This is a genomic window from Microbacterium sp. LWH10-1.2 (genome assembly GCF_038397765.1).
GTDB classification, from domain to species: domain Bacteria; phylum Actinomycetota; class Actinomycetes; order Actinomycetales; family Microbacteriaceae; genus Microbacterium; species Microbacterium natoriense.
Window position 1 is genome coordinate 2,873,127 of sequence record NZ_CP151638.1, and the last position, 24,981, is coordinate 2,898,107.

Annotated in this window: 18 protein-coding genes; 14 read left to right on the forward strand and 4 right to left on the reverse strand. The window is 66.2% G+C overall.

Features of this window, described 5'->3' with window-relative positions; genetic code table 11:
- Positions 1 to 21: 21 nt before the first annotated feature.
- Both MRBLWH10_RS13700 and MRBLWH10_RS13705 read right to left on the reverse strand, forming a co-directional pair.
- Complete coding sequence (locus tag MRBLWH10_RS13700; RefSeq protein WP_341940305.1) at positions 22 to 1,677, reverse strand: ABC transporter substrate-binding protein; 1,656 nt, start codon at positions 1,675 to 1,677, stop codon at positions 22 to 24.
- A gap of 110 nt (positions 1,678 to 1,787) precedes the next feature.
- On the reverse strand, positions 1,788 to 2,234 hold the full coding sequence (locus tag MRBLWH10_RS13705; protein ID WP_341940306.1) for a MarR family transcriptional regulator: 447 nt from the start codon (positions 2,232 to 2,234) through the stop codon (positions 1,788 to 1,790).
- A gap of 121 nt (positions 2,235 to 2,355) precedes the next feature.
- Here MRBLWH10_RS13705 and MRBLWH10_RS13710 point away from each other — a divergent pair, with 121 nt between their 5' ends.
- The 7 genes from MRBLWH10_RS13710 to MRBLWH10_RS13740 all read left to right on the forward strand — a co-directional run bounded on the left by MRBLWH10_RS13710 (position 2,356) and on the right by MRBLWH10_RS13740 (position 11,663).
- Positions 2,356 to 3,288 carry an SDR family NAD(P)-dependent oxidoreductase gene (locus tag MRBLWH10_RS13710; RefSeq protein ID WP_341940307.1) on the forward strand — a complete coding sequence of 311 codons (933 nt, stop codon included), beginning with the start codon at positions 2,356 to 2,358 and terminating at the stop codon, positions 3,286 to 3,288.
- On the forward strand, positions 3,288 to 4,181 hold the full coding sequence (locus MRBLWH10_RS13715; protein ID WP_341940308.1) for an amidohydrolase family protein: 894 nt from the start codon (positions 3,288 to 3,290) through the stop codon (positions 4,179 to 4,181). The genes MRBLWH10_RS13710 and MRBLWH10_RS13715 overlap by 1 nt, the downstream gene beginning before the upstream one ends.
- A gap of 19 nt (positions 4,182 to 4,200) precedes the next feature.
- Entirely contained in the window at positions 4,201 to 4,653 is a 453-nt protein-coding gene (locus MRBLWH10_RS13720) for a MaoC family dehydratase (protein WP_341940309.1), read from the forward strand.
- 79 nt (positions 4,654 to 4,732) lie between these two features.
- Complete coding sequence (locus tag MRBLWH10_RS13725; RefSeq protein WP_341940310.1) at positions 4,733 to 6,262, forward strand: long-chain fatty acid--CoA ligase; 1,530 nt, start codon at positions 4,733 to 4,735, stop codon at positions 6,260 to 6,262.
- Between the two features lie 205 nt (positions 6,263 to 6,467).
- Complete coding sequence (locus MRBLWH10_RS13730) at positions 6,468 to 7,481, forward strand: LacI family DNA-binding transcriptional regulator (protein ID WP_341940311.1); 1,014 nt, start codon at positions 6,468 to 6,470, stop codon at positions 7,479 to 7,481.
- Between the two features lie 185 nt (positions 7,482 to 7,666).
- Entirely contained in the window at positions 7,667 to 10,018 is a 2,352-nt protein-coding gene (locus tag MRBLWH10_RS13735) for a glycoside hydrolase N-terminal domain-containing protein (protein WP_341940312.1), read from the forward strand.
- A gap of 100 nt (positions 10,019 to 10,118) precedes the next feature.
- Complete coding sequence (locus tag MRBLWH10_RS13740; protein WP_341940313.1) at positions 10,119 to 11,663, forward strand: alpha-L-fucosidase; 1,545 nt, start codon at positions 10,119 to 10,121, stop codon at positions 11,661 to 11,663.
- A 238-nt stretch (positions 11,664 to 11,901) separates the two neighbouring features.
- Here MRBLWH10_RS13740 and MRBLWH10_RS13745 read toward each other — a convergent pair whose 3' ends face one another.
- A complete protein-coding gene (locus MRBLWH10_RS13745; protein ID WP_341940314.1) occupies positions 11,902 to 15,000 on the reverse strand; it encodes a putative Ig domain-containing protein in 3,099 nt (1,032 codons plus the stop codon).
- Between the two features lie 234 nt (positions 15,001 to 15,234).
- On the opposite strand from MRBLWH10_RS13745, the gene MRBLWH10_RS13750 reads away from it, so the two are divergent.
- The 6 genes from MRBLWH10_RS13750 (at position 15,235) to MRBLWH10_RS13775 (ending at position 23,259) form a co-directional block, all read left to right on the forward strand.
- Entirely contained in the window at positions 15,235 to 16,167 is a 933-nt protein-coding gene (locus MRBLWH10_RS13750) for a sugar ABC transporter permease (RefSeq protein ID WP_341940315.1), read from the forward strand.
- Positions 16,164 to 17,045: a carbohydrate ABC transporter permease gene (locus tag MRBLWH10_RS13755; protein WP_341940316.1), complete on the forward strand. Its 882-nt coding sequence runs from the start codon at positions 16,164 to 16,166 to the stop codon at positions 17,043 to 17,045. The genes MRBLWH10_RS13750 and MRBLWH10_RS13755 overlap by 4 nt, the downstream gene beginning before the upstream one ends.
- 71 nt (positions 17,046 to 17,116) lie before the next feature.
- Entirely contained in the window at positions 17,117 to 18,457 is a 1,341-nt protein-coding gene (locus MRBLWH10_RS13760) for a sugar ABC transporter substrate-binding protein (RefSeq protein ID WP_341940317.1), read from the forward strand.
- Between the two features lie 73 nt (positions 18,458 to 18,530).
- Complete coding sequence (locus MRBLWH10_RS13765) at positions 18,531 to 20,291, forward strand: beta-galactosidase family protein (protein ID WP_341940318.1); 1,761 nt, start codon at positions 18,531 to 18,533, stop codon at positions 20,289 to 20,291.
- Positions 20,284 to 22,284 (forward strand): beta-galactosidase, encoded by a 2,001-nt coding sequence (locus MRBLWH10_RS13770; RefSeq protein ID WP_341940319.1) that lies wholly within the window; start codon positions 20,284 to 20,286, stop codon positions 22,282 to 22,284. The genes MRBLWH10_RS13765 and MRBLWH10_RS13770 overlap by 8 nt, the downstream gene beginning before the upstream one ends.
- Positions 22,285 to 23,259: a glycoside hydrolase family 43 protein gene (locus MRBLWH10_RS13775; RefSeq protein WP_341940320.1), complete on the forward strand. Its 975-nt coding sequence runs from the start codon at positions 22,285 to 22,287 to the stop codon at positions 23,257 to 23,259.
- 225 nt (positions 23,260 to 23,484) lie between these two features.
- On the opposite strand, the gene MRBLWH10_RS13780 is transcribed toward MRBLWH10_RS13775, so the two are convergent.
- Positions 23,485 to 24,420 (reverse strand): aromatic alcohol reductase, encoded by a 936-nt coding sequence (locus tag MRBLWH10_RS13780; protein WP_341940321.1) that lies wholly within the window; start codon positions 24,418 to 24,420, stop codon positions 23,485 to 23,487.
- Positions 24,421 to 24,548: 128 nt separating this feature from the next.
- On the opposite strand from MRBLWH10_RS13780, the gene MRBLWH10_RS13785 reads away from it, so the two are divergent.
- On the forward strand, positions 24,549 to 24,932 hold the full coding sequence (locus tag MRBLWH10_RS13785; RefSeq protein ID WP_341940322.1) for a MerR family transcriptional regulator: 384 nt from the start codon (positions 24,549 to 24,551) through the stop codon (positions 24,930 to 24,932).
- The last annotated feature ends 49 nt before the right edge of the window (positions 24,933 to 24,981 follow it).

The window sequence follows — 24,981 nt, forward strand, 5'->3', positions numbered from 1 at the left end:
CGCGGGGCAGGACTCCCCGGTTCATTCGCCACCACCGGTGCCGCCGAGGTAGGCGACGGAGGGCATCGACATGTACGCGAACGACGTGATCGCGCCGCCGAGGCGGCTGTTCAGAAACGTCGTGGTGTGCAGGCTCAGCAGCGGGATCGCGGCCGACGTCGCCTCCCCGATCTCCTGCGCCTCGATCACGAGGCGCGCACGGTCCTCCGGATCGACGGCCGCTCGCGCCCGCTCGAGGAGAGTGGCGAGCTCGGGATCGGCGATCTGCGTGTAGTTGTAAGGGGCGCCTTCAGTCAGGGTGAACCCGAGGGGCTCCAGCGGCTCCGCCGTCGCGTTGAAGGACTCGCCGAGCAGCAGGTCCAAGCCGAAGCGCTCCCTGGTCACCGTGTCGTAGGAGGCGGTCGCATAGTCGAGGGGCTGGAGATCCTTGATCTCGATCTGCACACCGACCGCCTCTGCCTGCTGCTGCACCAGCTGCGCCACCCGCGAGAGGGTGGCCTGCCCCGCGGGCACGCCCAGCACCAGCGTCTCGCCGCCATAGCCTGAGCCTTCGACGAGCTTCTTCGCGGCCTCGGGATCGAACGTCCGCGCAGCCGCCCACTTGTCATAGGCGTCCTGGTACAGCTCGTGCTGCGCGGTCGGCCACGTGCGCGGGGTCACCGTGGCGTAGAGAGGGGCCGCCGCTCCGGAGTACACGGTCGTCGCGAGCGCTTCTCTGTCGATGGCCTTCTGCAGGCCATCCCGGAGGGCGACGTCGGCCAGCGGCCCGTCCGCCCTGGCCACATACAGCTGCAGGCTCTCCATCGACGGACCGAAGAAGAGCTGCCCGTTCGAGGCTGCTCCGAGAGTCGGCACTGCGGAGGGATCGATGCGGTATGCGCCGTCGATCTCGCCGGTCGACAGCGCCTGGGATGCAGCCGTGCTGTCCGTGATGAAGGTGAACTTCGCGCGCTCGACGAGCAGAGGGAGCTCCTTGTTCCAGTAGTCGGGGTTGCGCTCGATGGTGATGTCGCTTCCCGGGCGCCACTGGTCGAGCGTGTACGGCCCGCTGCACATGATCCCTCCTGCCGCGGTTCCGAACGACGCACCGGCCGTCTCGGCGAAGGAGCGTTCCACGACGGCACCGGCGAACGTCGCCATCTGCGCATTGAACATCGCATCCGGCTGGGCGAACCGAACCGTCACCGTGGCATCGTCCGTCTTCTCGACGTCGGCGACGTTCGCGAACAGGAACGCGGTGATCGCAGCCGGGTCCGCCGCTCGGTCCAGACTGTAGACGATGTCGTCTGCGGTGACGGGCCGACCGTCCCAGAACGTCGCCTTCGCTTCGATGGTGTAGACGAGCGTCAGCGGGTCCGGCGCCTCGAAGCTGACGAGGTTCGCATGCAGGGTGTAGTCCTCGTCGATCGCCAGGAGCGGGTCGCAGAGGTTCGCGACCACCGTCGCGCTCGAGTACGTCGCGGAGTCCCTGGGATCAAGCGTCGCCGGCTCGCCATCCGAGAGGTTCCACGTGATCTCCGACACCGACTCCGCAGCCGATGGTGCGCGATCGGTCAGGTCGACCTCGATCTCGTCGGATCCCGTCGGGGTCGAGCATGCGGTGATGGACAGGAGACCCGCGGCGATGGTCGCCATCGTCAAGACCCTGCGGTATCGAAGGGACGTGCGTTCGGCCATGGAGTCCTCCGGATGGGCGGCTGTTCAGACTTTTATAGAACACTTGCTATTAAAAAAGCAAGAGGCTTCCCGTTGCAGAACGACCGCTCCGGGCTCCGCGAACACGCGCCTCAGCCGCGCGAAGAGAAAGCGATCTCCCGCAGGATCGCAGCGAGGCGATCCTGCGTCTCCTCGTCGAGCACCGAGTACAACCGCTCCTCCGCAGCGCGCGCCGCGTGGTGGGCGACACGGTGCAGGCGCACTCCGGCATCCGTCGCGACGACGACGTTCGCCCGACGATCTCGAGGGTCGGGCTGCCGCTCGACGAGGCCATCGGCCTGCAGCTCGTCGATGAGCGCCACGACCTGACTGGGATCGAGCCGGAGGAAGTCAGCGAGCTCGCGCTGCGACGGACGCTCGCCGGAGACGGCGAGCGCGAGCACCGAATAGGACCTCACTCGCAGCCCGTGCGCCGCGAGCGCCACGTTCCCCGCAGCGAGCGACAGCGCGTTCGTCCGGGCGAGCAGGAAACTGAGCTCGTCGGCGAGACCGCTCTCGCGCAGCCGGTCCACAGCCACGCTCACATCATCAGTCGGAATCGGGGAGGTCACGACGCAACGATAACAAATGATGAGCGAACACAATGATTGACTTTCTCAATCATTGTGTGGTTCGATCATCGTGATTCGAAAGGACATCATGTCTCTCAACGGAAAAGCCGCCATCGTCACCGGCTCCGGCCGCGGGCTGGGCCTCGCCTACGCGCAGGAACTCGCACGCCAAGGAGCCTCCGTCGTGATCAACGACGTCGACGCCGCCATCGCCGACTCAGCGGTCGAGAGCATCCGCTCAACGGGCGGAAACGCCACCGCCGTCGCGGCGCCGGTCGGGTCTGCGGACACCGCACAGGCTCTGGTCGATGCCGCCGTCTCCCACTTCGGACGACTCGACATCCTCGTGACGAATGCCGGAGTCCTACGCGACACCGTGCTGTGGAAGATGAGTGACGACGACTTCGACACCGTGATCGACGTTCACCTGCGTGGAACATTCACCACCGTCCGCGCCGCTGCCTCCTATATGCGTGAGAACGAGATCGCCGGCCGCATCATCTGCATCGGATCGCCTACCGGCCAGCGCGGCAACTTCGGGCAGACGAACTATGCGGCGGCGAAGGCGGGGATCGTCGGGATGGTGCGCACCTGGGCGCTCGAGCTCCGGCGGGCGGGGATCACTGCGAACGCGGTCATTCCCGTCGCCGCCACGGCGATGACCGCGACGGTGCCGTACTTCGCCGCCGCCGTCGAGGCGGATGCCGCAGGCCGACCGATGCCCGACTTCTTCCGGCACGACCTCGGCTTCGGCACCGCTGCCGACGTCAGCGGACTCATCGCCTACCTGGCCTCGGACGACGCGGCCGGCGTGACAGGACAGGCGATCGGCATCGGCGGCGACCGCATCCAGCTGTGGTCCCATCCCGAGCCCGTGGTCACGGAGTACCGTGACGGAGGCTGGACGACCGCCGCGCTCGAAGAGCTCTTCCCCGCACTGATCGGCGAGCGGCTGCAGGACGTCGGCGAGAAGTTCCCGCCTCTTCCCGCCGAACTCCAGCGTCCTGCTCCTCAGGCCTGATGACCGTGGCCCGCTACGAGTCGGCCATCGACCTCGCCTCGATCACCGCCGTCGACATGCATGTGCACATCGAGGTCGATGAACACGGGCACACCTCGCTGCCACCCGACCTCGCCGACGCCGCCTCCGCCTACTTCTCGACAGAGGGGCCGCGCCCCGATCTCGACTCGGTGGCGTCCTACTATCGCGATCACCGCATGGCCGCAGTCGTCTTCACCGTCGACGCGACGACGCAATTGGGCCACAGGGGCCTCGCGAGCGAGGAGATCGCCGAGGGTGCAGCGCGCAACAACGACGTGCTGATCCCGTTCGGCTCGGTGGACCCGCGCCTCGGCATCGAGGCCGTCGACCGCGCACGGCGTCTCATCGACGAGCACGGCGTTCGCGGATTCAAGTTCCATCCCACTGTCCAGGGGTTCGATCCCAGCAATACGACGAACTACGCGCTCTACGGCGTCCTGCAGGACGCGGGAGTGGTCGCCCTGTTCCACACCGGGCAGACAGGCATCGGCGCAGGACTCCCCGGTGGGCGTGGCCTGCGTCTCGGGCTGTCGAACCCGATCCTGCTCGACCCGGTTGCCGCGGACTTCCCCGACCTGCAGATCGTCATGGCGCACCCGTCGGTGCCCTGGCAGGACGAGGCGCTGTCGGTGGCGACCCACAAGCACAACACCTGGATCGACCTGTCGGGCTGGAGCCCGAAGTACTTCCCGGAGAACCTCGTCAGGCACGCGAACACGCTTCTCCGGTCCCGCGTGCTCTTCGGCTCCGACTTCCCCCTCCTCACCCCCGAACGCTGGATGCGCGACGTCGACAAGACCTCGCTCAGATCAGAGGTGATGCCGGGGATCCTCAAGGACAACGCCGCACGCCTGCTCGGCCTCGCACACTGACCCCATCGAAAGGAACATCATGACCACCACCGTCGCCTATGCCGACGTCGACGGACTCGCCGGAACAGATCTCGGCTGGTCCGAATGGCTGGAGGTCACGCAGGACCGCGTGAACCTCTTCGCCGACGCCACCGACGACCACCAGTGGATCCACACCGACCCGGAGCGTGCGAAGGACGGCCCCTTCGGAGGACCGATCGCGCACGGCTTCCTGTCCCTCTCGCTCGTCATCAAGTTCTGGACCGAGCTGTTCGACGTCGACGGCGTCTCCACTAAGGTCAACTACGGTCTCGACAAGGTCCGCTTCATCTCCCCCGTCACCGTCGGCGCTCAGGTGCGCGGCAACGCCGTGATCGCCGAGGTCGCCGAGATACCGGGCGGCTACCAGCTCGCCGTCGACCACACCATCGAGATCCAGGGCGCCGCCAAGCCCGCCGTCGCTGCGCGGAGCCTGTACCGCTTCTACGCGTGACACCTCTCGGCGCCCGGCACACGGCGGGCGCAGACACCGCTTCGGCGCAAGGACGCGCCCCACCTCGAAGAAGAGAACGATGCACACACAAGGCCTGGGAGCCTGGCTCCCTCGACGCCGACTGCGAAACCCCCGCAAGGCGGCGATCGCCTTCGGAGACGGGCAGCAGCTCTCCTATGCGCAGCTCGCGCACTCGGCGGAGCGCATGTCCGCGGTCCTCGTCGAACGCGGCGTGCGCCAGGGCGACAGGGTCGCCTATCTCGGCGAGAACAGCCCGGACTTCCTCATCACGCTGTTCGCAACGGTGCGGATCGGCGCCGTGTTCGTCCCCGTCAACACCCGCCTCGCGGTACCCGAGATCGCGCACGTCCTCACGGACAGCGGCGCTCGCATCCTGATCCACGATCCGGAGTTCGCCCATCGGCTCGAGCGCATGCTCGCCGCGCCCGGAGCCCCGGCCCATGCCATCCGCACCGGATCGTCAGGGCGCGACGGCTCCCTCGGGCTCGCCCGTCTGATCGATCAGGCCACGGAGGTCCCGCCATTGCACGCGGCCGACGACGACACTCCTGCGGCCATCGTCTACACCTCGGGGACCACGGGTCGGGCCAAGGGCGCCGTCCTCACGCACGCGAACCTGACCGCGGTGGCCGTCAACAACCTCATCGACTATGACATCTGCTCCGACGACGTCGCACTGATGATCTCCCCCCTGTTCCACGTCGCGGCTCTGGGCATGGGGGCACTGCCGGTGCTCCTCAAGGGTGGCACCCTCGTTCTCGAGAGAGGCTTCGATGCCGGCACGGCGCTGGATCTGATCGAACGTCACCGCGTCACCATGCTCTCCGGCGTCCCCACCACGTTTCAGCTGCTGGCCGATCACCCGGCTTGGGGCTCGACCGACCTGTCGAGTCTCAGCAAACTGACCTGCGGAGGGTCCGCGGTGCCCTCGCGCATCCTTACCGCCTATGAGGAACGCGGGATGTCGTTCTCCCAGGGGTATGGAATGACCGAAACCTCGCCTGGTGCGACCTCGCTAGCCCCCGAGATGACCGTGCACAAGCACGGCAGCGTCGGTCTTCCGCACTTCTTCACCGATGTCCGCGTGGTCGATGAGCGCGGCAGGGAGGTCACGGCGGGAACCGTCGGCGAGATCCAGATCACGGGGCCCAACGTCTTCGCGGGTTATCACGGCCTTCCCGATGCGACGGCCGCTTCGCTCACTTCGGATGGCTGGTTCCGCTCGGGTGACCTCGGATACATCGACGACCACGGCTACCTATACGTCGCCGACCGGTTGAAGGACATGATCATCTCCGGCGGGGAGAACATCTATCCCGCCGAGGTCGAGTCACTCATCGCAGACATCGACGGGGTGACGGGAGCCGCCGTGATCGGGGTCCCCGACGAGAAATGGGGCGAGGCGCCGATCGCGGTTCTCACGGTTGGCGATGGTTTCGACATCACGCTCGACACCGTTCGAGGAGCGTTGGAAGGTCGCGTCGCCCGGTACAAGCTGCCCACCCGCATCGAGATCGTCGACTCGCTGCCTCGAACCGCCTCAGGCAAAGTGCGCAAGAACGAGGTTCGAGCACTGTTCTCGCGGTGAGGGCGCTCGTCTCGCCGGCTTCCGGGTGCAGGACGCTCGAGGCCGGCGCCTCGCCCGCGAGCCGCCCTGCCCCTCGAGCGGAGACGCGCCCGAGGAAAAGCATGCCGGCTCGTCGATCGATCTTGTACTACCTTGGCGTCAATAACGGTGATCAACGCTCGAGAGGTACGACTGCATGCCGGAGGATCGCGCTCGGTCGGCGTCTATGCGCGACGTGGCCGAGCTCGCGGGCGTATCCGGACAAACCGTCTCTCGCGTGGCGAACAATCTGGGCAACGTGACGGAGCGGACACGCCGTCGCGTCGAACTGGCGATGAAGGAGCTCGGCTATCGTCCGAACATCGCGGCGCGTGCCCTCCGAAACGGCGAGTTCCGATCGATAGCCGTCGTGGTGTTCGGCCTCGAGACTCTGGGCAACGTGCGGACAGTGAGCGCGATAGCCGAGGAGGCGGCGAGACGGAGCTATGCCGTCGAACTGATATCGGTGCAGCATTCGCCCGAAGAAGCGGGCACGGCCGACTTCTCATGGGCCATACGTAGACTCGGGCAGGATGCCGTCGACGGCATCATACTGATCCTGGAGACGAGCAACTCCGCCGGAGCGGCAGTGCGCCTACCTCCTGGCGTTCCCGCGGTGATCGTCGATGCGGGCGCCGCTTTCGAGCATCCGTCGGTCGACGCGAACCAGGAGCAGGGCGCCCGCCTCGCCGTGGATCACCTTCTTGAGCTCGGACATCCGACCGTCTGGCATATCGCCGGGCCGCCCGAATCGAACGCGGCGGCTGCACGTGCACGAGCATGGCGGACTCAGCTCGAACAAGCCGGTCGACTCGTTCCCGAGATGCTCATCGGCGACTGGACCCCTGAGTCCGGCTACAACGCAGCGCTGGAACTGGCCGCCCGCCAGGAAGTGACGGCGGTCTTTGCAGCAAACGATCAGATGGCACTCGGCGCCCTCCGCGCGTTTCACGAGAACGGGGTCCCTGTACCTGAGGGCATCAGCGTCGTGGGATTCGACGACATGGTCGAGTCATCGCAGTTCTGGCCCCCGCTCACGACGGTGCGGCAACGCTTCAAGGCAGCGGGTGCCACCGCCGTATCCCTGCTCGTCGACCAGATCGAGCATGGTGAAGCCCCGGCAGGACGGCGCGTGATCGATACAGAGCTCGTGGTGCGCGCGTCGACCGGCCCCTTCGGCGAGCGATCTTCCCGCCGATAGGCGATCGCCCGACTCACGCCGTTGACATCAGCGTTTCCGAGCATGTATCTTTGGCTCGAATGTTTACGTAACCATTCGTATTTTCGCGGGACCACACCGACATGAAGCTCCCCTCAGAGTTCGGACCCACGATCGTCGAAACTCATCCCTATCCCCCTCCGTTCGTGAGCGAAAGGCCGCTGTCCGTGACATTCACGCAGACCGATCAGACCGGGCCCACCGGGCGCACGACTGAGACCCGTTCCGGGCGGGAATCCTTCATCAGCACGAGCACCGCGCCGCACTGGTTCGATGGCGTCGTCACGGGAAGCGGAGTCGTCGGTGCGATCGTATGGGGCGCTCCGCACGAGCACGTGGTCTCCCTCTCACATGAGCGGTTCTTCGTGCCCGCGAACTCGATCATGCCGCCTCCCGACACCGGCGCGCGGATCGAGGACATTCGACGAGAGCTCCTCTCCGCGAACCCGTCCGCCGCAGCGGCTCTGGTCGCAGACAGCGTCGCGGAAGCTGCAATGGACGATCTCATCTGGACAGACCCGCTTGGCCCCACGTCGGAGCTGCGCATCGAGTGCGCGACGGTCGAACCGCACACGTATCGCCGATCCGTGGACTTCGCCACCGGCGAGGTCCACATCCGCTGGATGGACGACGCCGGCGCGACCGAACTTCGCGTATCCGCCCGCCGCGGCGACTCGAACGTCACCGTGCGGTACCGCTCCGACAGCCCCGGGCCCGTGACGGCGCACCTCGGCATGCCTCGCAACAGAGAGGCACTGCGCGGCGAATCACCCGACTACGCCGACGACGTCGAGTGCCGCGCATGGGAGGAGAGCCCCACGACGGCGAGCCTGGAGCTGCGTGCGACGCACCCCGAGAGTGGACGCATCGTCTCCGCCACGACCCGCATCCAGGCGCCCCTCGCCTCGCAGGTGCGCATCCACGACGGCGACATCATCGCCCGCATCGACACCCTCGCCGGCGAATGGGCGCAGGTCGATATCACCGTGGACGTGAACGACGGCGCTGCGCACTCGTCATCCGATCCCCACGCGCATGACGCGTTGCAGAGAGCCTCCACCCTCTCTCTCGCTTCGCTCGTTCCCGCGGACATCACGACGGAGGAGCTGCTCGGCCGGGCCCCCGACGACACGGACCACGCACTCGCGCTCATCGAGCTGGCCTACGCGGCAGGCCGATACAACATCATCTCGTCGACAGGCGAGCTCCCCGCCACCCTCCAGGGAGTCTGGCAAGGCACATGGTCACCCCCGTGGTCGGCGGACTACACCCTGAACGGGAACGTGCAGAACGGGTCGATCGCCTCGCTCGTGTCTACGGGCACCCCCGAGCTCATTCGATCGGTCACGCGACTGGTCGTCCCTCGCCTCGAAGACTTCCGCACCAACGCGAGACGCGTCTTCGGAGTCGAGGGCGCCCTGCTTCCGTCTCGCATGAGCAGCCACGGCCTCGCCAATCACTTCTCCGCTGACTACCCTCTCCAGTTCTGGACAGGATGCGGCGGCTGGATCCTCCGTATGCTCGCAGACGCCGTCCTGGCGACGGGCGACCGCGAGCTCGTCGACGACAGCACATGGCACCTCGTGGAGGAAGTGCTGCGCTTCTACCAGGAGGTCGGCTCCCAGGTTCCGCTTGCGCCCGCCTACTCGCCGGAGAACACCCCGTTGGGTGCCCCCACCCCCATCTCCGTCGACCCGACGATGGACATCGCGATCCTCCGGGACCTTGCCCGGTCTGCTACCGTGCTCGCCGAGGCCAGAGGAGTGCCGACTCCGGAACTGCCCACGGTCGCTGCACGGTACCGCGTGGAAGACGGGCGTCTCGCCGAGTGGTCATCCCCAGGACAACCCGATGACGTCGCCCATCGTCACGTAAGTCAGCTGTACGGCCTCTGGTACGAGCCCGATGATGCCTTCGACGACCCGCAGCTGCGCAGCGCCGCGGCAAAGCTGATTCACGACAAGATCGCCTGGCGGGCCGAGAACCCAGGACCACCTCCTGGCAACATGGAGATGGCGTTCGGGCTCACACAGCTCGGTCTGGCCGCGGCCACGTTGGGAGACTCCGACGCCCTGCAGCAGTGCATCGAATGGCTCACACAGCTGCACTTCACGACGGCGATGACGACCACGCACGATGCCGGAAGGATGTTCAACGTCGACGCGAGCGGTGGACTGCCCGCTGTGATCGCTTCCGCTCTCGTGCAGTCGACCCGCCAGACGATCCATCTGCTGCCTGCGCTGCCCGGGCCCTGGACGAACGGATCCGTGACGGGGCTCACCACCCGAACCGGCCTGCGGGTGGACGAGCTGAGTTGGGACGAGCACGGCATGACCGTCGCACTGTCCGGCGATCCGGCCTCACGCTGGGTGCGTCGCGAGGGCGTGACTGTTCAGCTCCCCCGGCCTGCGTCCCTGCGCAGCGGATCCGACCCTGCCACGCGCTTCCGTCTTGCGGAGGCCGACTCGCACACCTTGAACTTCCGGTGGGTCGAGGAGACGACTCCCTCGAGATCATGACCAGGTCTCGCCTCCACGCGCCACCACCGGAACCCGCATGCCCGCCGACCCACCCCGAGGCGACCCCCGTCTTCCGCCTCAGAACAGGAATCAGGACCCGATGAACAGACCACTCTCACCCCTCGATCCGTCCACTCTCCCTGCCCCCGTGGACGTCTCCGACAACTCCGCCGCACTTGCGGCAGTGGATGCGGTGATCGAGGCGGGTCCGTACGCGGCGGACTGGGAATCGCTTCGCGCGTACGAACCGCCCCGCTGGTATCTCGATGCCAAACTCGGCATCTTCATCCACTGGGGCGTCTATTCTGTACCTGCTTTCCACAACGAGTGGTACTCGCGAAACATGTACCGCGAGGCGAGCGAAGACTTCGCTCATCATCGGGAGACCTATGGTGAGCATCGCGACTTCGGATACAAGGACTTCATCCCTCACTTCACGATGCGCGACTTCGATCCTGACGAGTGGGCGGCTGTGTTCAAGCGCGCAGGAGCGCAGTTCGTGGTTCCCGTCGCCGAGCACCACGACGGCTTCGCGATGTACGACACGGAGCGATCGCGGTGGAACGCGGCGGCGATGGGACCGCAGCGGGATGTCTTCGGCGATCTGACCGCGGCTGTCGACCGCGCCTGGATGGTACCGGGGGCGTCATCGCATCGGGCCGAGCACTGGTTCTTCATGAACGGCGGTTCCCGTTTCGACTCCGATGTGCGCGACCCTGCGTACGCGGACTTCTACGGACCGGCCCAGCGGGAAGAGGTGGCGCCGAACGAGCGGTTCCTCGAAGACTGGCTGCTGCGGACCGTCGAGGTCATCGACAAGTACCGCCCCCAGGTCCTGTGGTTCGACTGGTGGATCGAGCAGCCGGCCTTCGAGCCCTACCTGCGCCGGCTGGCCGCGTACTACTACAACCGCGCTGCCGAGTGGGGGCGCGAGGTCGCCATCAATTACAAATGGAAGGCGTTCGCCGAGGGCAGCGCCGTGTACGACATCGAACGCGGGACGATGGGCGGGATCCGTCCGGCCGTATGGCAGAACGACTCGGCCATCTCGAAGAACTCGTGGAGCTGGATCGAGGGTCACGAGTACAAGACGGTCGATGCGCTCGTCGCCGAGCTCGCGGACACGGTGTCGAAGAACGGCCTGCTCCTGCTCAACGTCGGCCCCACCCCGGAGGGAACCATTCCGGATGCCGAGAAGCGTGTTCTCGAAGGCATCGGGGACTGGCTGACCCGCAACGGCGAGGCGATCTACGGCACCCGCCCCTGGCGGATCGCCCAGGAGGGCCCGACGCAGCTGACCGTCGGGTCATTCGTCGACGCCGCGACCCCGGAGTACGGCTCTGCAGACATCCGTTTCACCACTCGGCACGATGTCACGGGCGACTACCTGTACGCGATCCTCCTCGCCGAGCCCGACGATGGCGTGGCGCGGATCCGCTCCTTCGGCACGGGATCCGGTCTGCTCGACCGCGGTATCCGCGAGGTGACGGTGCTCGGCGTCGCCGAAGCCGTGGCCTGGGAGCAGACGGCCTCTGAGCTGAGCGTGACGCTGCCCCCGCAGAGCCCGCTCGCGTGCGGTCCCGTCGTCAAGGTGTTCCTCGAAGAGGCCGTCACGCCGCCGCGCCAGGACTTCCTCCACGGCTGAGCCGAACGAAGAGGTGCCAACGGGCCGCTCGATCCACACCGCGGATCGAGCGGCCCGTGTCTTGCGGGACAGTCGCATACTCGCGGTGTGATCGACGAGTGCGGCATCCCGAACATGGAGTACGACGATTGACCCCTCGACATGTGCCGCCGAGTCCCTCGGGCTCGAATGCACAGAAGGAGCGCACGTCCCCAGGTCGAGGACGTGCGCTCCTTGTCTGTGCGATGCGGCCGCCGGGTCAGACGCCGATGACGCGGCGACTCTTAGCGGCCGCGAAGACTCCACCCGCGGTCAGCAGGACGAGCGCGAGCAGCGCCACCGCGATGGGCAGTTCGGCTCCCGTGATTGCCAGGTGTCCGGTCGTCGATCCGCCGACAGATCCGCCGACTATCCCGCCGCCCGCGCCGGGCGTCGTGCCCGGGCCTGCGCCGCCTCCGGGAACGGTCGCGGCGCGCACCGCGGCGGTGGGATCGCTCGTCACCGAACCGTCTCGGAAGCCCTCGAGAGAACCCGTGACGGTGACAGTGATGCGGGAGCCCACGGCATCCGCGGGAATCACGAACTGATCGCCCGTCTGTGCCGCCGCCGCCGAGAGAAGGATAGACGCGGGGACAGTATCGTCGCTCCTGGCTCCGACGGGGACGCCGTCGACGGCCCACTCGTACGTCAGCGACGTGCCCTCGGGCCAGCCCTCCGACTCCGCGGCGAGAGTCTCTCCGACCACGGCCTGGCCCGAGATCGACGGACGCTCCGACGGAGCGACCTCGTCGACGACCGTCGGTGCGGCGAACGTCAGGGTCAGGCGCGGTGCCAGGCCCTCCGCGTTGGGGTTACGGGCGCCGCCCTCTCTCGAGACGAAGAGAAGATCCTGCCTCTTCGTCTCGTTCACGGCGAAGGAGACCGCGGAGGCGTCCGCGGCGAGCCGCGTGACAAGAGGAAGGACGTCGATCGTCGCCTTGGAGCCCACCGGCTTCTGCGTCGCGGAGTACGACGCGTCCGATCCGACCTTGTTCGGTGATGTGACGTCGAAGGGTGCCGACGTGGCGGTCACCGTGGTGTCGATCGCCGGCTTGGTCAGCCAGGTCACGGCACCGTCCACGGTGTTCGTGCGCGCCGGAGGCGTGCTCTTGCCGTCCCCTTCGATCCACCCGGGGGTCGCGAGCGCCGCGACCAGGCTGTTGGAGCCGCTGAGTCCACCCTTGGCGGGCCCCGCGTACGTCATGGTGAGCTCGGCGGACAGCAGTTCCCCTGCCGCGATGCGCTCGCCCAGGTCTCCCAGCTCGAACGAGAGCAGGCTGAGCTTGGAGTCACGATTCGACTGGTTACCCGCGTACTTCTCGCCGAGGACGCCGCCGAGGTTCGCGTCGTTGAAGTTCAACATCCGCAGCAGTTCGCCGTCACCGTAGTTCAGGGTCTGCTCCGCGTTCCACGTCTGTACGTTCGTGTCCGCCGCGACCGGGATCTCGATCCTCTCCGCATCGGGATCGATGACCTTGACCGTCGCCGATCCCGTCGCGGTCGCACCGTGGGAGTCGGTCGCGAGGAGGGGGATGCTGGTGGTGCCGGCCTGAGCGCTGGTGGGCGTCCAGTGCAGGGCGTTGTCCGTGATGGTCGCGCCCTCCGGCAGCGACGGGGACGATACCTGCACGGTGTCGCCGTCGCCGTCGCTCACCGGAATCGGGAGGACGAGCTCGGTGCCGACCTCGATCTCCGACGTCGGGATCGTTCCGAAGACGGGCGCGACATCCTCGATGAAGTCGAAGTCGCGGTTCACGACGTTCGTGAGCTTCAGGGCGAACTGCGTCAGTCTCGTGACCGGCGTTCCGGCGACCGAGAGGTCGTGGATGCGCAGATCAGTGGTGTTCGAGATGTTGATGGGCAGATTGTGCGAGAACCAGACGTCGTCCAGGATGAGGGAGCCGAAACGGTCGGATGCGGAGCTCCCTCGCCCGCCGATGGACGCATTGGTGGTGACCTTGGAGGTGTCGAACGTCGCGTCGGTGAACTTCACCTTCGTGTCCGCGGTGAAGTTGGACAGCGTGATCCCGAGGTTCTTGAATCCGACGTAGTTGACGTTCTCGAAGGTGAAGTCCTTCTGCGTGTAACCGCCGCCACCGCCGATGCGCACGCCGTTTCCTGCACCTGCGGTCCAGCCGAGGTGGTTCTTGACCGAGATGCCGAACGTGTCCGCGGTGTCCCACGACAGCCGGTCGGGGTCGGGGGTGAACTTGTCGTTCGGGTTGTAGTGACCGCTCGCGAAGGTGTCGTCGTTGCCCAGGGAGAGCGCTCCGTTCACCGTGACGTTCTGGCCGCTGGCCAGGTTGATCCCGTCGACCCAGGGCTGTGCGTAGGGGGTCAGGCCCTTGATGTTGTTGAACGTGATGTTCTTCGCGGTGTGCGTCTCCCAGTTCCACTGCTTCGCATCGCGGGCGAGGGTGTCGTTGAACGTGATGTTCTGCGAGTGGAGGATCATGACGCCACCCTGGTGCTGGGACGTCGCCGCATCGTGGCGCCAGCCTCCGTTGCCCGTGTCGTAGTTCGCGAATCCGTTGCCGTCGAACACGCCACGTCCGTAGAACGTGATGTTGGCCGAGTTCCAGATCCCGATGGTCGGCTCCATGGCCTCCATGGTCGGCTGGATGCGGTTCTTCAGCAGAGCGCCTTCCGCGGTGTAGATCGTGACGGGCTTCGTTCTATTGCGCAGATCGAGACCGGCATATGTGTACCATCCGTCGGGGAAGTACAGCGTGTCCTTCGAGTCGTCCGAGTAGAGCTCGTCGATAGCTGCCCGGATCTGAGTCGTCTGATCGGTAGCGCCCGTCGCGTCGGTGACGAAGTCCATGACGTTCACCACGTTGTCGGCGCTGGGGTCGGGGATGGTGGCCGGGTCCTCGAGCGGGTCGTTGACGATGGCGAGTCCCGGCTGCGCTCCGTTGATCTCCACGATGACGTAGCGCAGTTCGCTCGACATCGTGAAGGTCAGTGTCGTGCCGGACACCGCGACGGCCGAAGCGGGATAGTCCTTCTCGGGGTAGATCTTCCACGAGGTGATCGGCTCATTCGCCGTCACTGTGAGGACGGGCGTCGAATCGTCCGACGCGAACCGTGCGACAGCCATCCGGTTGTTGAATCGGTTCGAGTACTTCGCGACGAACACGTCCGTACCGTTCGCCTCGAGCGTGAAGCGATCGGACCGGGCATCTCCCGGGGTGTCGCGATACGTGTGCACGGATGCAGCCGCCTCAGCGGCGGCGGGAGGTGGGGCCGAGATCAGGGGGCTGATCAGAATGGCAGCGATCAGTGCCGCAGTGACCGCCCGGGGTGACTTCTTCGTCATGACTTCCTCGCTCGTAGATTGATCGGGTCAAAACGAAGATAGATCTGATCCTTGTTCACGTCAACAACGGGATGGCTGGAGCCCGTCGACGCGCGTTCCCCCAGAGAACTAGCTCGAAAACAAGCGGTGAGGCGGCCTCATCTCCTGCCGGCCTTGACACATGGCGACGTCAACACATTATGATGAAACATCGGATGATCACGTCACCATTCGACACCGAAGGATTGGACATAGATGTCAACCATGGCAAGGCCGACGGCTCTCGCCCCGCGCAGACCACAACCTGGCCGACCACGTCGTCGTCGCCACAGGTGGGCAGGGCTGGCTTTTCTGACGCCCTTCCTCTGCGTGTTCGCCGTCACGGTCCTGGCGCCCGTCATCTACGCGATCGTCCTGAGCGTGTTCCGTGAGCGACTGGTCGGAGGCAACTCTTTCGTAGGGTTCGACAACTATCTCGCCGCGTTCGCAGACCCCAAGTTCCTCGAGGGACTCCTCCGTGTGTCCGGTTTCCTCGTCGTCCAGGTCCCCATCATGCTGGTGCTGGCTCTTCTCGCGGCCATGGCGATCGATTCCCGACGGCTCGCGAAGCCCGGCTTCTACCGCATCGCACTGTTCCTGCCCTACGCGGTTCCCGGCATCGTGGCGGTGCTCATGTGGGGGTTCCTCTACTCCGACCGCGTCGGCATGGCGGGGAACATCAACTCCCTCCTCGGCTTCGAGCTGATCACGCCCTTCGCATCCCAGTGGATCCTCTTCGCCATCGGAAACATCGTCACGTGGCAGTTCGTGGGCTACAACATGGTCATCTTCTACGCAGCCCTGCGAACCATCCCCGAGGAGCTGTACGAGGCGGCAGCCATCGATGGGGCCGGGGCCTGGCGCGTCGTGGCGAGTGTCAAACTCCCCGCCCTGCGTGGTGCCATCGTCATCGCGACGATCTTCTCCATCATCGGAAGCTTCCAGCTCTTCAACGAACCGAACATCCTCCGCGCGAACGCCCCAGGCCTCATCACGACGTTCTACACACCCAACATGTATGCGTACAACTTGAGCTTCATCGGGCAGCAGGCCAACTACGCGGCAACCTTGGCGATCATCATGGGCGTCATCACGGGAGTGATCGCCTACATCGTCCAGGTCCGCGGTACCCGTCAGGAGATCCAATGAGTCGCGCAGTGGCGGATCGCCGTCGATTCCTCAGCAGCCCGCGACGGTCTGTTGCCCTGACCATCGTCATGGTCGTGTTCGTGCTCTACTCACTCGTTCCGCTGGCCTGGCTCATCATCAGTGCCACCAAGACGCAGCAGTCGCTCTCCGGATCCTTCGGCCTGTGGTTCTCAGGGCCGTTCGCTCTCTTCGATAACATCTGGCAGACGCTGACCCACGACAACGGCATCTTCGTGCAGTGGCTGGGCAACACGCTTCTGTACGTCGTCGCCGGGGCGGGCGGAGCCACGCTCCTGGCCACCCTCGGCGGCTATGGGCTGGCACGGTTCGAGTTCCCTGGCAAGCGCGTCATCTTCACTGTGATCCTGGCTGCGATTGCGATCCCCGGAACCGCGCTCGCCGTGCCAACCTTCCTGCTGTTCAGCCAGATGGGTCTGACGAACACGGTGTGGGCCGTGATCATCCCCTCACTCGTGTCTCCGTTCGGTCTCTACCTGGTCTGGGTGTACGCGCAAGAGGCAATCCCTGCAGAACTCCTCGAAGCTGCTCGGGTGGACGGATCCGGAGAGCTTCGCACGTTCTTCACCATCTCACTTCGGCTGCTGGCGCCCGGCGTGGCGACGGTGGGCCTGTTCTCGATCGTCGCCTCATGGAACAACTACTTTCTCCCGCTCATCATGCTCAGCGACCCTGAGCTCTATCCCCTGACCATCGGTCTGAACCTCTGGAACCAGCAAGGCCAGGGAATCGGCGCCGATCCGATCTTCAACCTCGTCATCACGGGATCGCTCCTGACGATCATTCCCATCGTCGGCGCATTCCTGCTCATGCAGCGGTACTGGCAGTCCGGCCTCGCGGCCGGCAGCGTCAAGCAGTGACCGCTGCATCCGATGACGCCACCCCATCCCCTGGGGCCCGCATCACCACCACCCACAGAAAGGAACACAGCATGAACCGTCGTCTTATCGTGCGCAGCGTCGCCGCGAGCGTCGCCACCGCTCTGGTCGGCCTGAGCCTGGCAGCGTGTGCCAGCACCGGCACGCCCGACTCCGGAGAGAAGGGAGCGGACGCCGTCGAGAAGGCCCTGGAAAAGGGAGGCGAGATCACCTTCTGGAGCTGGAGCCCGTCCGCCGAGAAGCAGGTCGACGCCTTCGAGAAGGCCTACCCGAACGTCAAGGTCGACTTCGTCAACTCCGGCGGCGCGAACGACAGCAACCTGAAGCTGCAGAACGCGCTGGCCGCGGGCAAGGGCGCACCCGATGTCGTCCAGCTCGAGTACATGTCGGTGCCGCAGTTCGTCCTCGCGGACGCCTTCGTCGATCTCACCGACTACGGCTTCGCCGACTTGAAGGATCAGTACTCCGAGTCCTCCTGGACCAACATCAGCCAGGGCGGCATCTGGGGCCTTCCCCAGGACTCCGGCCCCATGGCGCTGTTCTACAACAAGGCGACGTTCGACAAGTTCGGCCTCACCGTTCCCACGACCTGGGACGAGTACATCGACGCAGCCCGCAAGCTCCACGCCGCCGACCCGGAGTACTACATCACCAACGACTCCGGACTCGACGGCGGATTCGGCTCCGCGATGCTCTGGCAGGCAGGCTCCAACGCCTTCCAGGTCGACGGAGACAAGGTCACCATCGACCTGCAGGACGAAGGCGCCCAGCGCTATGCCGAGAAGTGGGGGACGCTCGTCAAGGAGGGCCTCCTCGACGGCATCGGCGGATGGAGCGACGAGTGGTTCGACGGTCTCTCCAGCGGGAAGATCGCCACTCTGGCAGCCGGCGCCTGGATGCCCGGCGTCCTGGAGTCGGGTGCCTCCGACAGCGCCGGCGACTGGCGCGTCGCGCCCATGCCGACCTACGACGGCGGGGCCCCCGCGACGGCGGAGAACGGTGGCAGCACGGAGGCCGTCACGAAGCAGTCCAAGAACCCTGCGCTGGCCGCCGGCTTCCTGAAGTGGCTGAACTCTTCGGATGAGTCGATCGGCATCTTCGTGGACGGCGGCGGCTTCCCCGCCACCGTCGCGCAGCTCGAGTCGTCCGAGTTCCTCAACGCGGAGCCCGAGTTCTTCGGCGGGCAGCAGATCAACAAGGTGCTCGTGGACGCGTCCAAGTCCGTCGTGCCCGACTGGCAGTACCTGCCGTGGCAGGCCTACGCGAACAGCATCTACGGCGACGCCATGGGTCCGATCTACACGAGCAACGGTGACGTCGCCGACGGCCTGAAGGCCTGGCAGGACGCGAACATCAAGTACGGCGAGACGCAGGGCTTCACCCTCGGAAAGTGACATCCGAGAGAGGGTGTGGGCTGCTCGCCACGAGCGGCCCACACCCTCTCTTCGGTAGAAGGAGGACACAACAATGACCGCCGCACGCTTCTCGTACGACGACGAGACGTTCCGCCTCGATGGCGAACCCTTCCGCATCGTCTCCGGCGCCCTGCACTACTTCCGTGTGCATCCCGACCAGTGGGCCGAGCGGATCGCGATGGGTCGCCTCATGGGGTTGAACACCATCGAGACCTACATCCCGTGGAACGCGCACAGCCCGATGCGCGGAAGCTTCGACACCGAGGGCGGCCTCGACCTCGGGCGATTCCTCGACCTCATCGCCGAAGCCGGAATGCATGCCATCGTCAGGCCCGGTCCCTACATCTGCGCCGAATGGGACAACGGAGGGCTTCCGCACTGGCTCATGGCGATCCCCGGGATCCGCGTGCGCTCCTCCGAGCACCACTACCTCGAGGCTGTCACCGAGTACCTCGAGTCTGCTCTCGCCGTCGTCGCCCCGCGTCAGATCGACGCCGGGGGCCCCGTGGTGCTGATGCAGGTGGAGAATGAGTACGGCGCCTACGGCGACGACTCCGACTACCTTCGCACGCTCGTGGACATCTACCGACGCAACGGCATCACCGTTCCCCTCACGACGGTGGACCAGCCGCGCGACGGCATGCTCGAGCGCGGGAACGTGCCTGGCCTGCTGGCGACGGGATCTTTCGGCTCCCGTGTGCACGAACGCCTCGCCGCGCTGCGCACCCACCAGCCGACCGGGCCGCTCATGTGCTCGGAGTTCTGGTGCGGGTGGTTCGATCACTGGGGCGGCTTCCACCACGTGACGGATGCGGAGGAATCCGCGCGGAGTCTCGACAGCATTCTCGAGGCCGGCGCCTCCGTGAACATCTACATGCTGCACGGCGGCACGAACTTCGGCCTCACCAACGGCGCGAACGACAAAGGGGTGTATCAGCCGACGGTGACGTCGTACGACTACGACGCCCCGCTCGATGAAGCGGGCCGACCCACCGCCAAGTTCTGGCGCTTCCGGGAAGTGATCGCCCGCCACGAACCCGTCCCTCCCCTTCCCTCGGATGCACTCGGCTCTTCGGACTTCGTGGTCCCCGCATCCGTCTCCCTGCAGGGGGTGGGAGCACTCGATCAGGTCGCCCCCGCCGAATGGAGCGTCTTCGGCGACCTCCCGACGCTGGACGATCTCGGCTCGGCCAATGGCTTCATCCGCTATCGCGCCTCACTCTCCGCCGGCGATGAGCCGACTGTGCTGCAGTTCGCCGACGTGCGTGATCGCGCGTGGGTGTCCCTCGACGGAACGGCTGTCGGCGTGCTCTCCCGATCGGCGGGCGAACGTTCGATCACGCTCCCCCGAGGAACAGGCGTGCTCGAGGTTCTCGTCGAAGACGAGGGGCGGGTCAACTACGGTCCTCGGATCGGCGAGCCGAAGGGCCTCATCGGTCCGGCCGTGCTGGCCGGGCGGGAGATCACCGGATGGGAGGCGTCCGTCGTCCCCCTGACGGACCTGCCGACCCTGGCGGAGCGCTCGACCTCGACCCTCTTCCCGCTGAAGGCGGGGCTCATCCGGGCTGAGTTCGAACTGGATGCGCCGACGGATCTCGCTCTGCACACCGGCGATCTCGGATGGGGCGTGGCGTGGATGAACGGGTTCAACCTCGGAAGGTTCCGTCCCCGCGGCCCCCAGCGGACGCTCTACGCGCCCCGCCCCGTCACTCGACAGGGCACCAACACCGTCCTCCTGTTCACGCAGGAGCCACCCCGATCACGCCAGCTGACATTTCGTCCGACTCTCGACCTAGGGCCCGTGGATGACTGATCCCTCTCCTCGCGTCATGTACGGCGGTGACTACAATCCCGAGCAGTGGCCCGCCGCCATCTGGGACGAGGACGTGCGTCTCATGAAACTCGCCCGGGTGTCGACGGTGACCCTCGCGGTCTTCGCATGGGCCCAGCTCGAGCCCGAGCCCGGTCGCTACGACTTCGCCTGGCTCGACGATGTGCTCGATCGTATGCACCGCGGCGGCATCCGGGTGATCCTCGCGACGGCGACCGCGTCACCGCCCGCCTGGCTCGCCCACCGGTACCCGGAGTCGCTGCCCGTCTCGATCGACGGCGTCAGGCTCGCTTTCGGCTCTCGTCAGCAGTTCAGTCCGAGTTCGGCGGCGTACCGCCACCATGCGATGCGACTGGTGACCGAGCTCGCCGCACGGTACGCTCAGCATCCGTCCCTAGTGGGATGGCACGTCGGAAACGAGTACGGCAATCATGTGACCCGCAGCTACGACCCCGAGTCGGCGGAGGCGTTTCGGGGGTGGCTGCAGGATCGCTACGGCAGCATCGAATCCCTGAACGCCGCGTGGGGGACGACGTTCTGGTCGCAGACCTACCAGAGCTTCGCCGAGGTCGGCGTCCCCTCCGCAGCTCCGATGATCCGCAATCCCACGCAGGTGCTCGATTTCGATCGCTTCAGTTCCGATGCCTTGCTCGACCTGTACCGCGCCGAGGCGGAGATCATCCGCTCCTACGCGGGGGACCGGGCTGATACGCCGATCACGACCAACTTCATGGGCTTCTTCAAGGACGTCGACTACTGGTCCTGGGCCCCGCACGTCGACGTCGTCTCGGACGATCTCTACCCGGATCCCGCCGATCCGCGCAGTCATGTGCTGTCTGCGGCGGCACGAGACCTGATGCGGTCTTTGGGTGGAGGCAGACCGTGGCTGCTGATGGAGCAGGCGACCTCCGCCGTCAACTGGCGTCCGCCGAACGTGCCACTGGCCGACGGACGCCACCGTCTGAACTCGCTCCAGGCCGTTGCCCGGGGCGCTGATGCCGTCCTGCACTTCCAATGGCGTCAGTCGGCCGCCGGCGCCGAGAAGTTCCATTCCGCGATGCTCCCGCACGCGGGCGAGGACACCCGTGTGCATCGCGGTGTCCGTGCTCTCGGCGCAGAGCTGAGCGAGCTCGGTGATCTCGTCGGCGAGGGCGTCTCCAGCAACGTCGCACTGTGCTTCGACTGGGACTCATGGAGAGCGATCGAACAGGACGGCACCCCGGTGAGGGTGGACTACCTGGACACCGTCCTGCGCTTCTACGAGGGTTTCCTCCGTCGCGGGGTCACGGTCGACTTCATTCATCCGGAAGCCGATTCGACAGGCTATTCGCTCGTCGTCGCGCCCGCGACGCACGTTCTCTCCGATGACGCAGCGCGAGCGCTGGCGGAGGTGCCGGGTCGTGGGGACACGCTCGTCGTCACATATCTCAGCGGTGTCGTCGACGAACGGCTCCATATCCACCTCGGCGGATATCTGGGAGGCGACGGCCCCCTGCGCAGCGCCCTCGGCGTGCGTGTCGAGGAGTTCGCGCCGGCCGCCGACGGGTCCCCCTTCACGCTCACGGGAGATCTGGCGGGCAGATCAGACTTCTGGCAGGAGCTCATCAGGACCGAGGATCCGCGGGTCGAGGTGGTGGCCTCCTTCGCGGACGGATTCGCAGACGGTTCGCCGGCCGTCACCGTCAACCGCAGGAGCGGACAGGGAGCAGCGTGGTACGTGGGCACCCGGCCCTCGACCGCGCTCATGGACGACCTGGTGGCGGCCTGGCTCGACGACGCCGGCATCGAGGCGCCTCTCGCCGAGAGCATCGCCGGTGTGGAGACCGTCGTGCGCGGCGGGCGGCGTCTGATCGCCAACCACACACCGGATGTCGTGACCGTCGTCGTGTCAGGGCACCGCATCGACCTTCCCGGGTACGGCGCCGAGTGGATCTGCGTCGCCCCCGAGGACCAGACTCACACGATTGGCAGCTGAATGGCACGTCTCGACGACACGGAGGACCGCGCCACGGGCGCGGGCTATCTCTATGTGCATTTCAAGCGCGAGAGCGAAGACGGGGAGCAGATCTACTTCGCTCTGAGCGACGGCGATGACCCGCTCCACTTCGATGACCTGAACGGTGGTGAGCCCGTTCTGCGCTCGACGCTCGGTCAACGCGGAGTCAGGGATCCGCATATCGTCCGGTCGCCGTCCGGCGACCGGTTCTACCTGGTCGCCACAGACCTGCGCGTGTACGCCAACGACGACTGGGATCAGCTCGAACGGCACGGCAGCCGCTCGATCATGGTGTGGGAGTCCGCGGATCTCGTGCACTGGGGGGAAGGCAGACTCGTCGAGGTCGCCCCCCAGGAGGCCGGGAACGCGTGGGCTCCGGAGTCCATCTGGGACCCCGAGCAGAACGCATTCCTCGTGCACTGGTCTTCGAAGCTCTACGACGATGCCGAACACGAGGGAGAGAGCTATCACCGCATCCTCTACGCGACCACTCGCGATTTCCGCACCTTCTCCGCGCCGCGGGTGTGGATCGACAGAGGATGGCAGACGATCGATGCCACGGTGATCGAGCACGGCGGACTCTACTACCGATTCGTGAAGGACGAGCGGCATCGGACGGCGACCAGCCCCCACGGCAAGTCCGTCTTCTCGGAGACCTCCTCGTCGCTGACCGGGGACGAGTGGACGCCCCTGACTGAGGGCATCGGACTCGACGCCATCCGTCAGGGCGAGGGTCCGCTCGTGTACAAGTCGCAGACCGAGGATCGGTGGTTCCTCTGGATCGACGAGTTCACCGCCGAGCGACGATACGTCCCGTTCGAGACGGCTGATCTGACCAGCGGGAGATGGGCGCTCGCCGACGATGTGCGGCTGCCGCGGGATGCCTGCCACGGGGTCGTGCTGCCGGTGACCTCGGAGGAGTACGCGCGTCTTCGCGAGGCGTGGAAGCCATAGCCTCCACAGCAGGAAGAACTCGTTGCTCTCATCCTTGCGCTCACCAGGGACCTGCTGTCGCCGCTGTCCTCCTCCGAGCAGCACGTCCTCATCGGCCTGTTGGGGAAGGTGGCCGCGGCGAGCGCCTGAGCCCTCACTGCTCGCCGTCGGAGCCGGCGTCGGAAGCGGGCGGATGTTGCGCCCGAGTTTCTCTCGCGACTCGGGCGCAACATCGGCGCGAGCGTTTCAGGCGACGAGATTCTCTCCTATCCATTCGCGGAGGGTGGTGGTCGGGATCCCGTGGCGCGCGTTGAAGGTCGCCGCCTTGTCCCAGGCCACACCACGCCCCTGCGCGAAAGCCGCCCGATACTTGCGGGTCATGTCGTCGGGGTCTGCGGCGAGTTCGTCCATGAGGAGCGGCTCCGACCACACCCGCAGCTCGAACGGGCGGCCGAGCATCTCCTCCAGCGTCGTCGCAAGCTGGGCGTAGGTGATCGTGTCTCCGGCGACGTAGACGATCTCATCGCGGATCCTCGGCTCGGCGAAGAGGATCTCGGCGGTGAGCGCGCCGATGTCTTCGGGGGTGGTCACGGTGACGGCCGTGTCGGCGGTCCCGAGCGCGTTCACCGCGTCGTTCGAAAGGTCCACCATTCCCGACCCCGGCTCGAAGAGGTAGTTCATGAACATGCCCGTGGAGATGATCACCCACTCGGTGCCGTCCTGCGATCGGAGCAGGTCCCGTACGTCGAGCTGCGAGTCGAAGATGTCCTGGGGGCTGCCGCGACCGATGACGTCGAAGTCGACGCCGAACTGCCACGGGAAGTATCGGGGGAGCTTCGCCTGCAGCGCCGCCCGCGCGACCTTCATGGGAGCGTCGAGCCCGGCGGTGATCCCCGTGCACCCGATGACCGTGTCGTAGCCCGAGAAGATCTGAGCGAGGTCGTCGACCGTGCTCTCCACCAGGTCGCCGGGGACGACCCCTATACCGAGGCTGCGGATCTCGGCGACATCGCGCTGCTTCGCGGTCACGGTCGACTCGATGGTGCGAGGACGCAGCAGCACGTCTACCGACGAACCCGGCACGGCGGCCGCTCTTCGGGCGACGTTGCGCAGGACGGGCATCCCCAGCTCACCCGCCCCGATGACGAGGATCCTCCGCGACGTTCCTGTCCAGTCGCTCATCGACATGTGTCTTCCTTTCTTCGGCGGCCCGCAGTTCGGGACACGGCGCACGAACACCAATGTAAACTTTGACATCACTGTCAAGGTCAAATTCATCTCCATCGAGGGTCGAAGAAGGGCGCGCCACCATGAGGATCAGCGAGGCTGCCGAAGAGATCGGGGCCCCCGCGCGGATGCTGCGCTACTACGAGCAGCAGGGGCTCATCGAGGCGTCGAGGTCGGGGAACGGATATCGCGACTACACGGAGGAGCAGATAGAGAACGCCCGCCATGTGCGAGCCCTCGTCGAGGCAGGGCTGTCCACGCGAATGATCAAGATCGTGCTGAACATCGAGGCGTCCTCGCCGGAGCACCAGACGGGAGCACACAGCCGAACCTCGGCTGAGGAGCTGGCGAGGGAGTTGCGTGTGGTGGAGAACCGCATCGTATGCCTGGAGAAGAGTCGCGAGGCTGTCATCGACTATCTCCGGCGTACCGGCCACACCGATCTGCTCTCGGCGACCACGCCCTGACCAGCGCAGGCGGAGAGCTCTCGGAGAGCGGGCAAGCATCCGCGCACTC

Coding starts and splice junctions, on each gene's coding strand:
- MRBLWH10_RS13715 (WP_341940308.1), top strand. CDS start 3,288: ATGACCGTGGCCCGCTACGAGTCGGCCATCGACCTCGCCTCGATCACC.
- MRBLWH10_RS13720 (WP_341940309.1), top strand. CDS start 4,201: ATGACCACCACCGTCGCCTATGCCGACGTCGACGGACTCGCCGGAACA.
- MRBLWH10_RS13730 (WP_341940311.1), top strand. CDS start 6,468: ATGCGCGACGTGGCCGAGCTCGCGGGCGTATCCGGACAAACCGTCTCT.
- MRBLWH10_RS13710 (WP_341940307.1), top strand. CDS start 2,356: ATGTCTCTCAACGGAAAAGCCGCCATCGTCACCGGCTCCGGCCGCGGG.
- MRBLWH10_RS13770 (WP_341940319.1), top strand. CDS start 20,284: ATGACTGATCCCTCTCCTCGCGTCATGTACGGCGGTGACTACAATCCC.
- MRBLWH10_RS13765 (WP_341940318.1), top strand. CDS start 18,531: ATGACCGCCGCACGCTTCTCGTACGACGACGAGACGTTCCGCCTCGAT.
- MRBLWH10_RS13755 (WP_341940316.1), top strand. CDS start 16,164: ATGAGTCGCGCAGTGGCGGATCGCCGTCGATTCCTCAGCAGCCCGCGA.
- MRBLWH10_RS13780 (WP_341940321.1), bottom strand. CDS start 24,420: ATGAGCGACTGGACAGGAACGTCGCGGAGGATCCTCGTCATCGGGGCG.
- MRBLWH10_RS13775 (WP_341940320.1), top strand. CDS start 22,285: ATGGCACGTCTCGACGACACGGAGGACCGCGCCACGGGCGCGGGCTAT.
- MRBLWH10_RS13785 (WP_341940322.1), top strand. CDS start 24,549: ATGAGGATCAGCGAGGCTGCCGAAGAGATCGGGGCCCCCGCGCGGATG.
- MRBLWH10_RS13760 (WP_341940317.1), top strand. CDS start 17,117: ATGAACCGTCGTCTTATCGTGCGCAGCGTCGCCGCGAGCGTCGCCACC.
- MRBLWH10_RS13750 (WP_341940315.1), top strand. CDS start 15,235: ATGTCAACCATGGCAAGGCCGACGGCTCTCGCCCCGCGCAGACCACAA.
- MRBLWH10_RS13700 (WP_341940305.1), bottom strand. CDS start 1,677: ATGGCCGAACGCACGTCCCTTCGATACCGCAGGGTCTTGACGATGGCG.
- MRBLWH10_RS13745 (WP_341940314.1), bottom strand. CDS start 15,000: ATGACGAAGAAGTCACCCCGGGCGGTCACTGCGGCACTGATCGCTGCC.
- MRBLWH10_RS13740 (WP_341940313.1), top strand. CDS start 10,119: ATGAACAGACCACTCTCACCCCTCGATCCGTCCACTCTCCCTGCCCCC.
- MRBLWH10_RS13725 (WP_341940310.1), top strand. CDS start 4,733: ATGCACACACAAGGCCTGGGAGCCTGGCTCCCTCGACGCCGACTGCGA.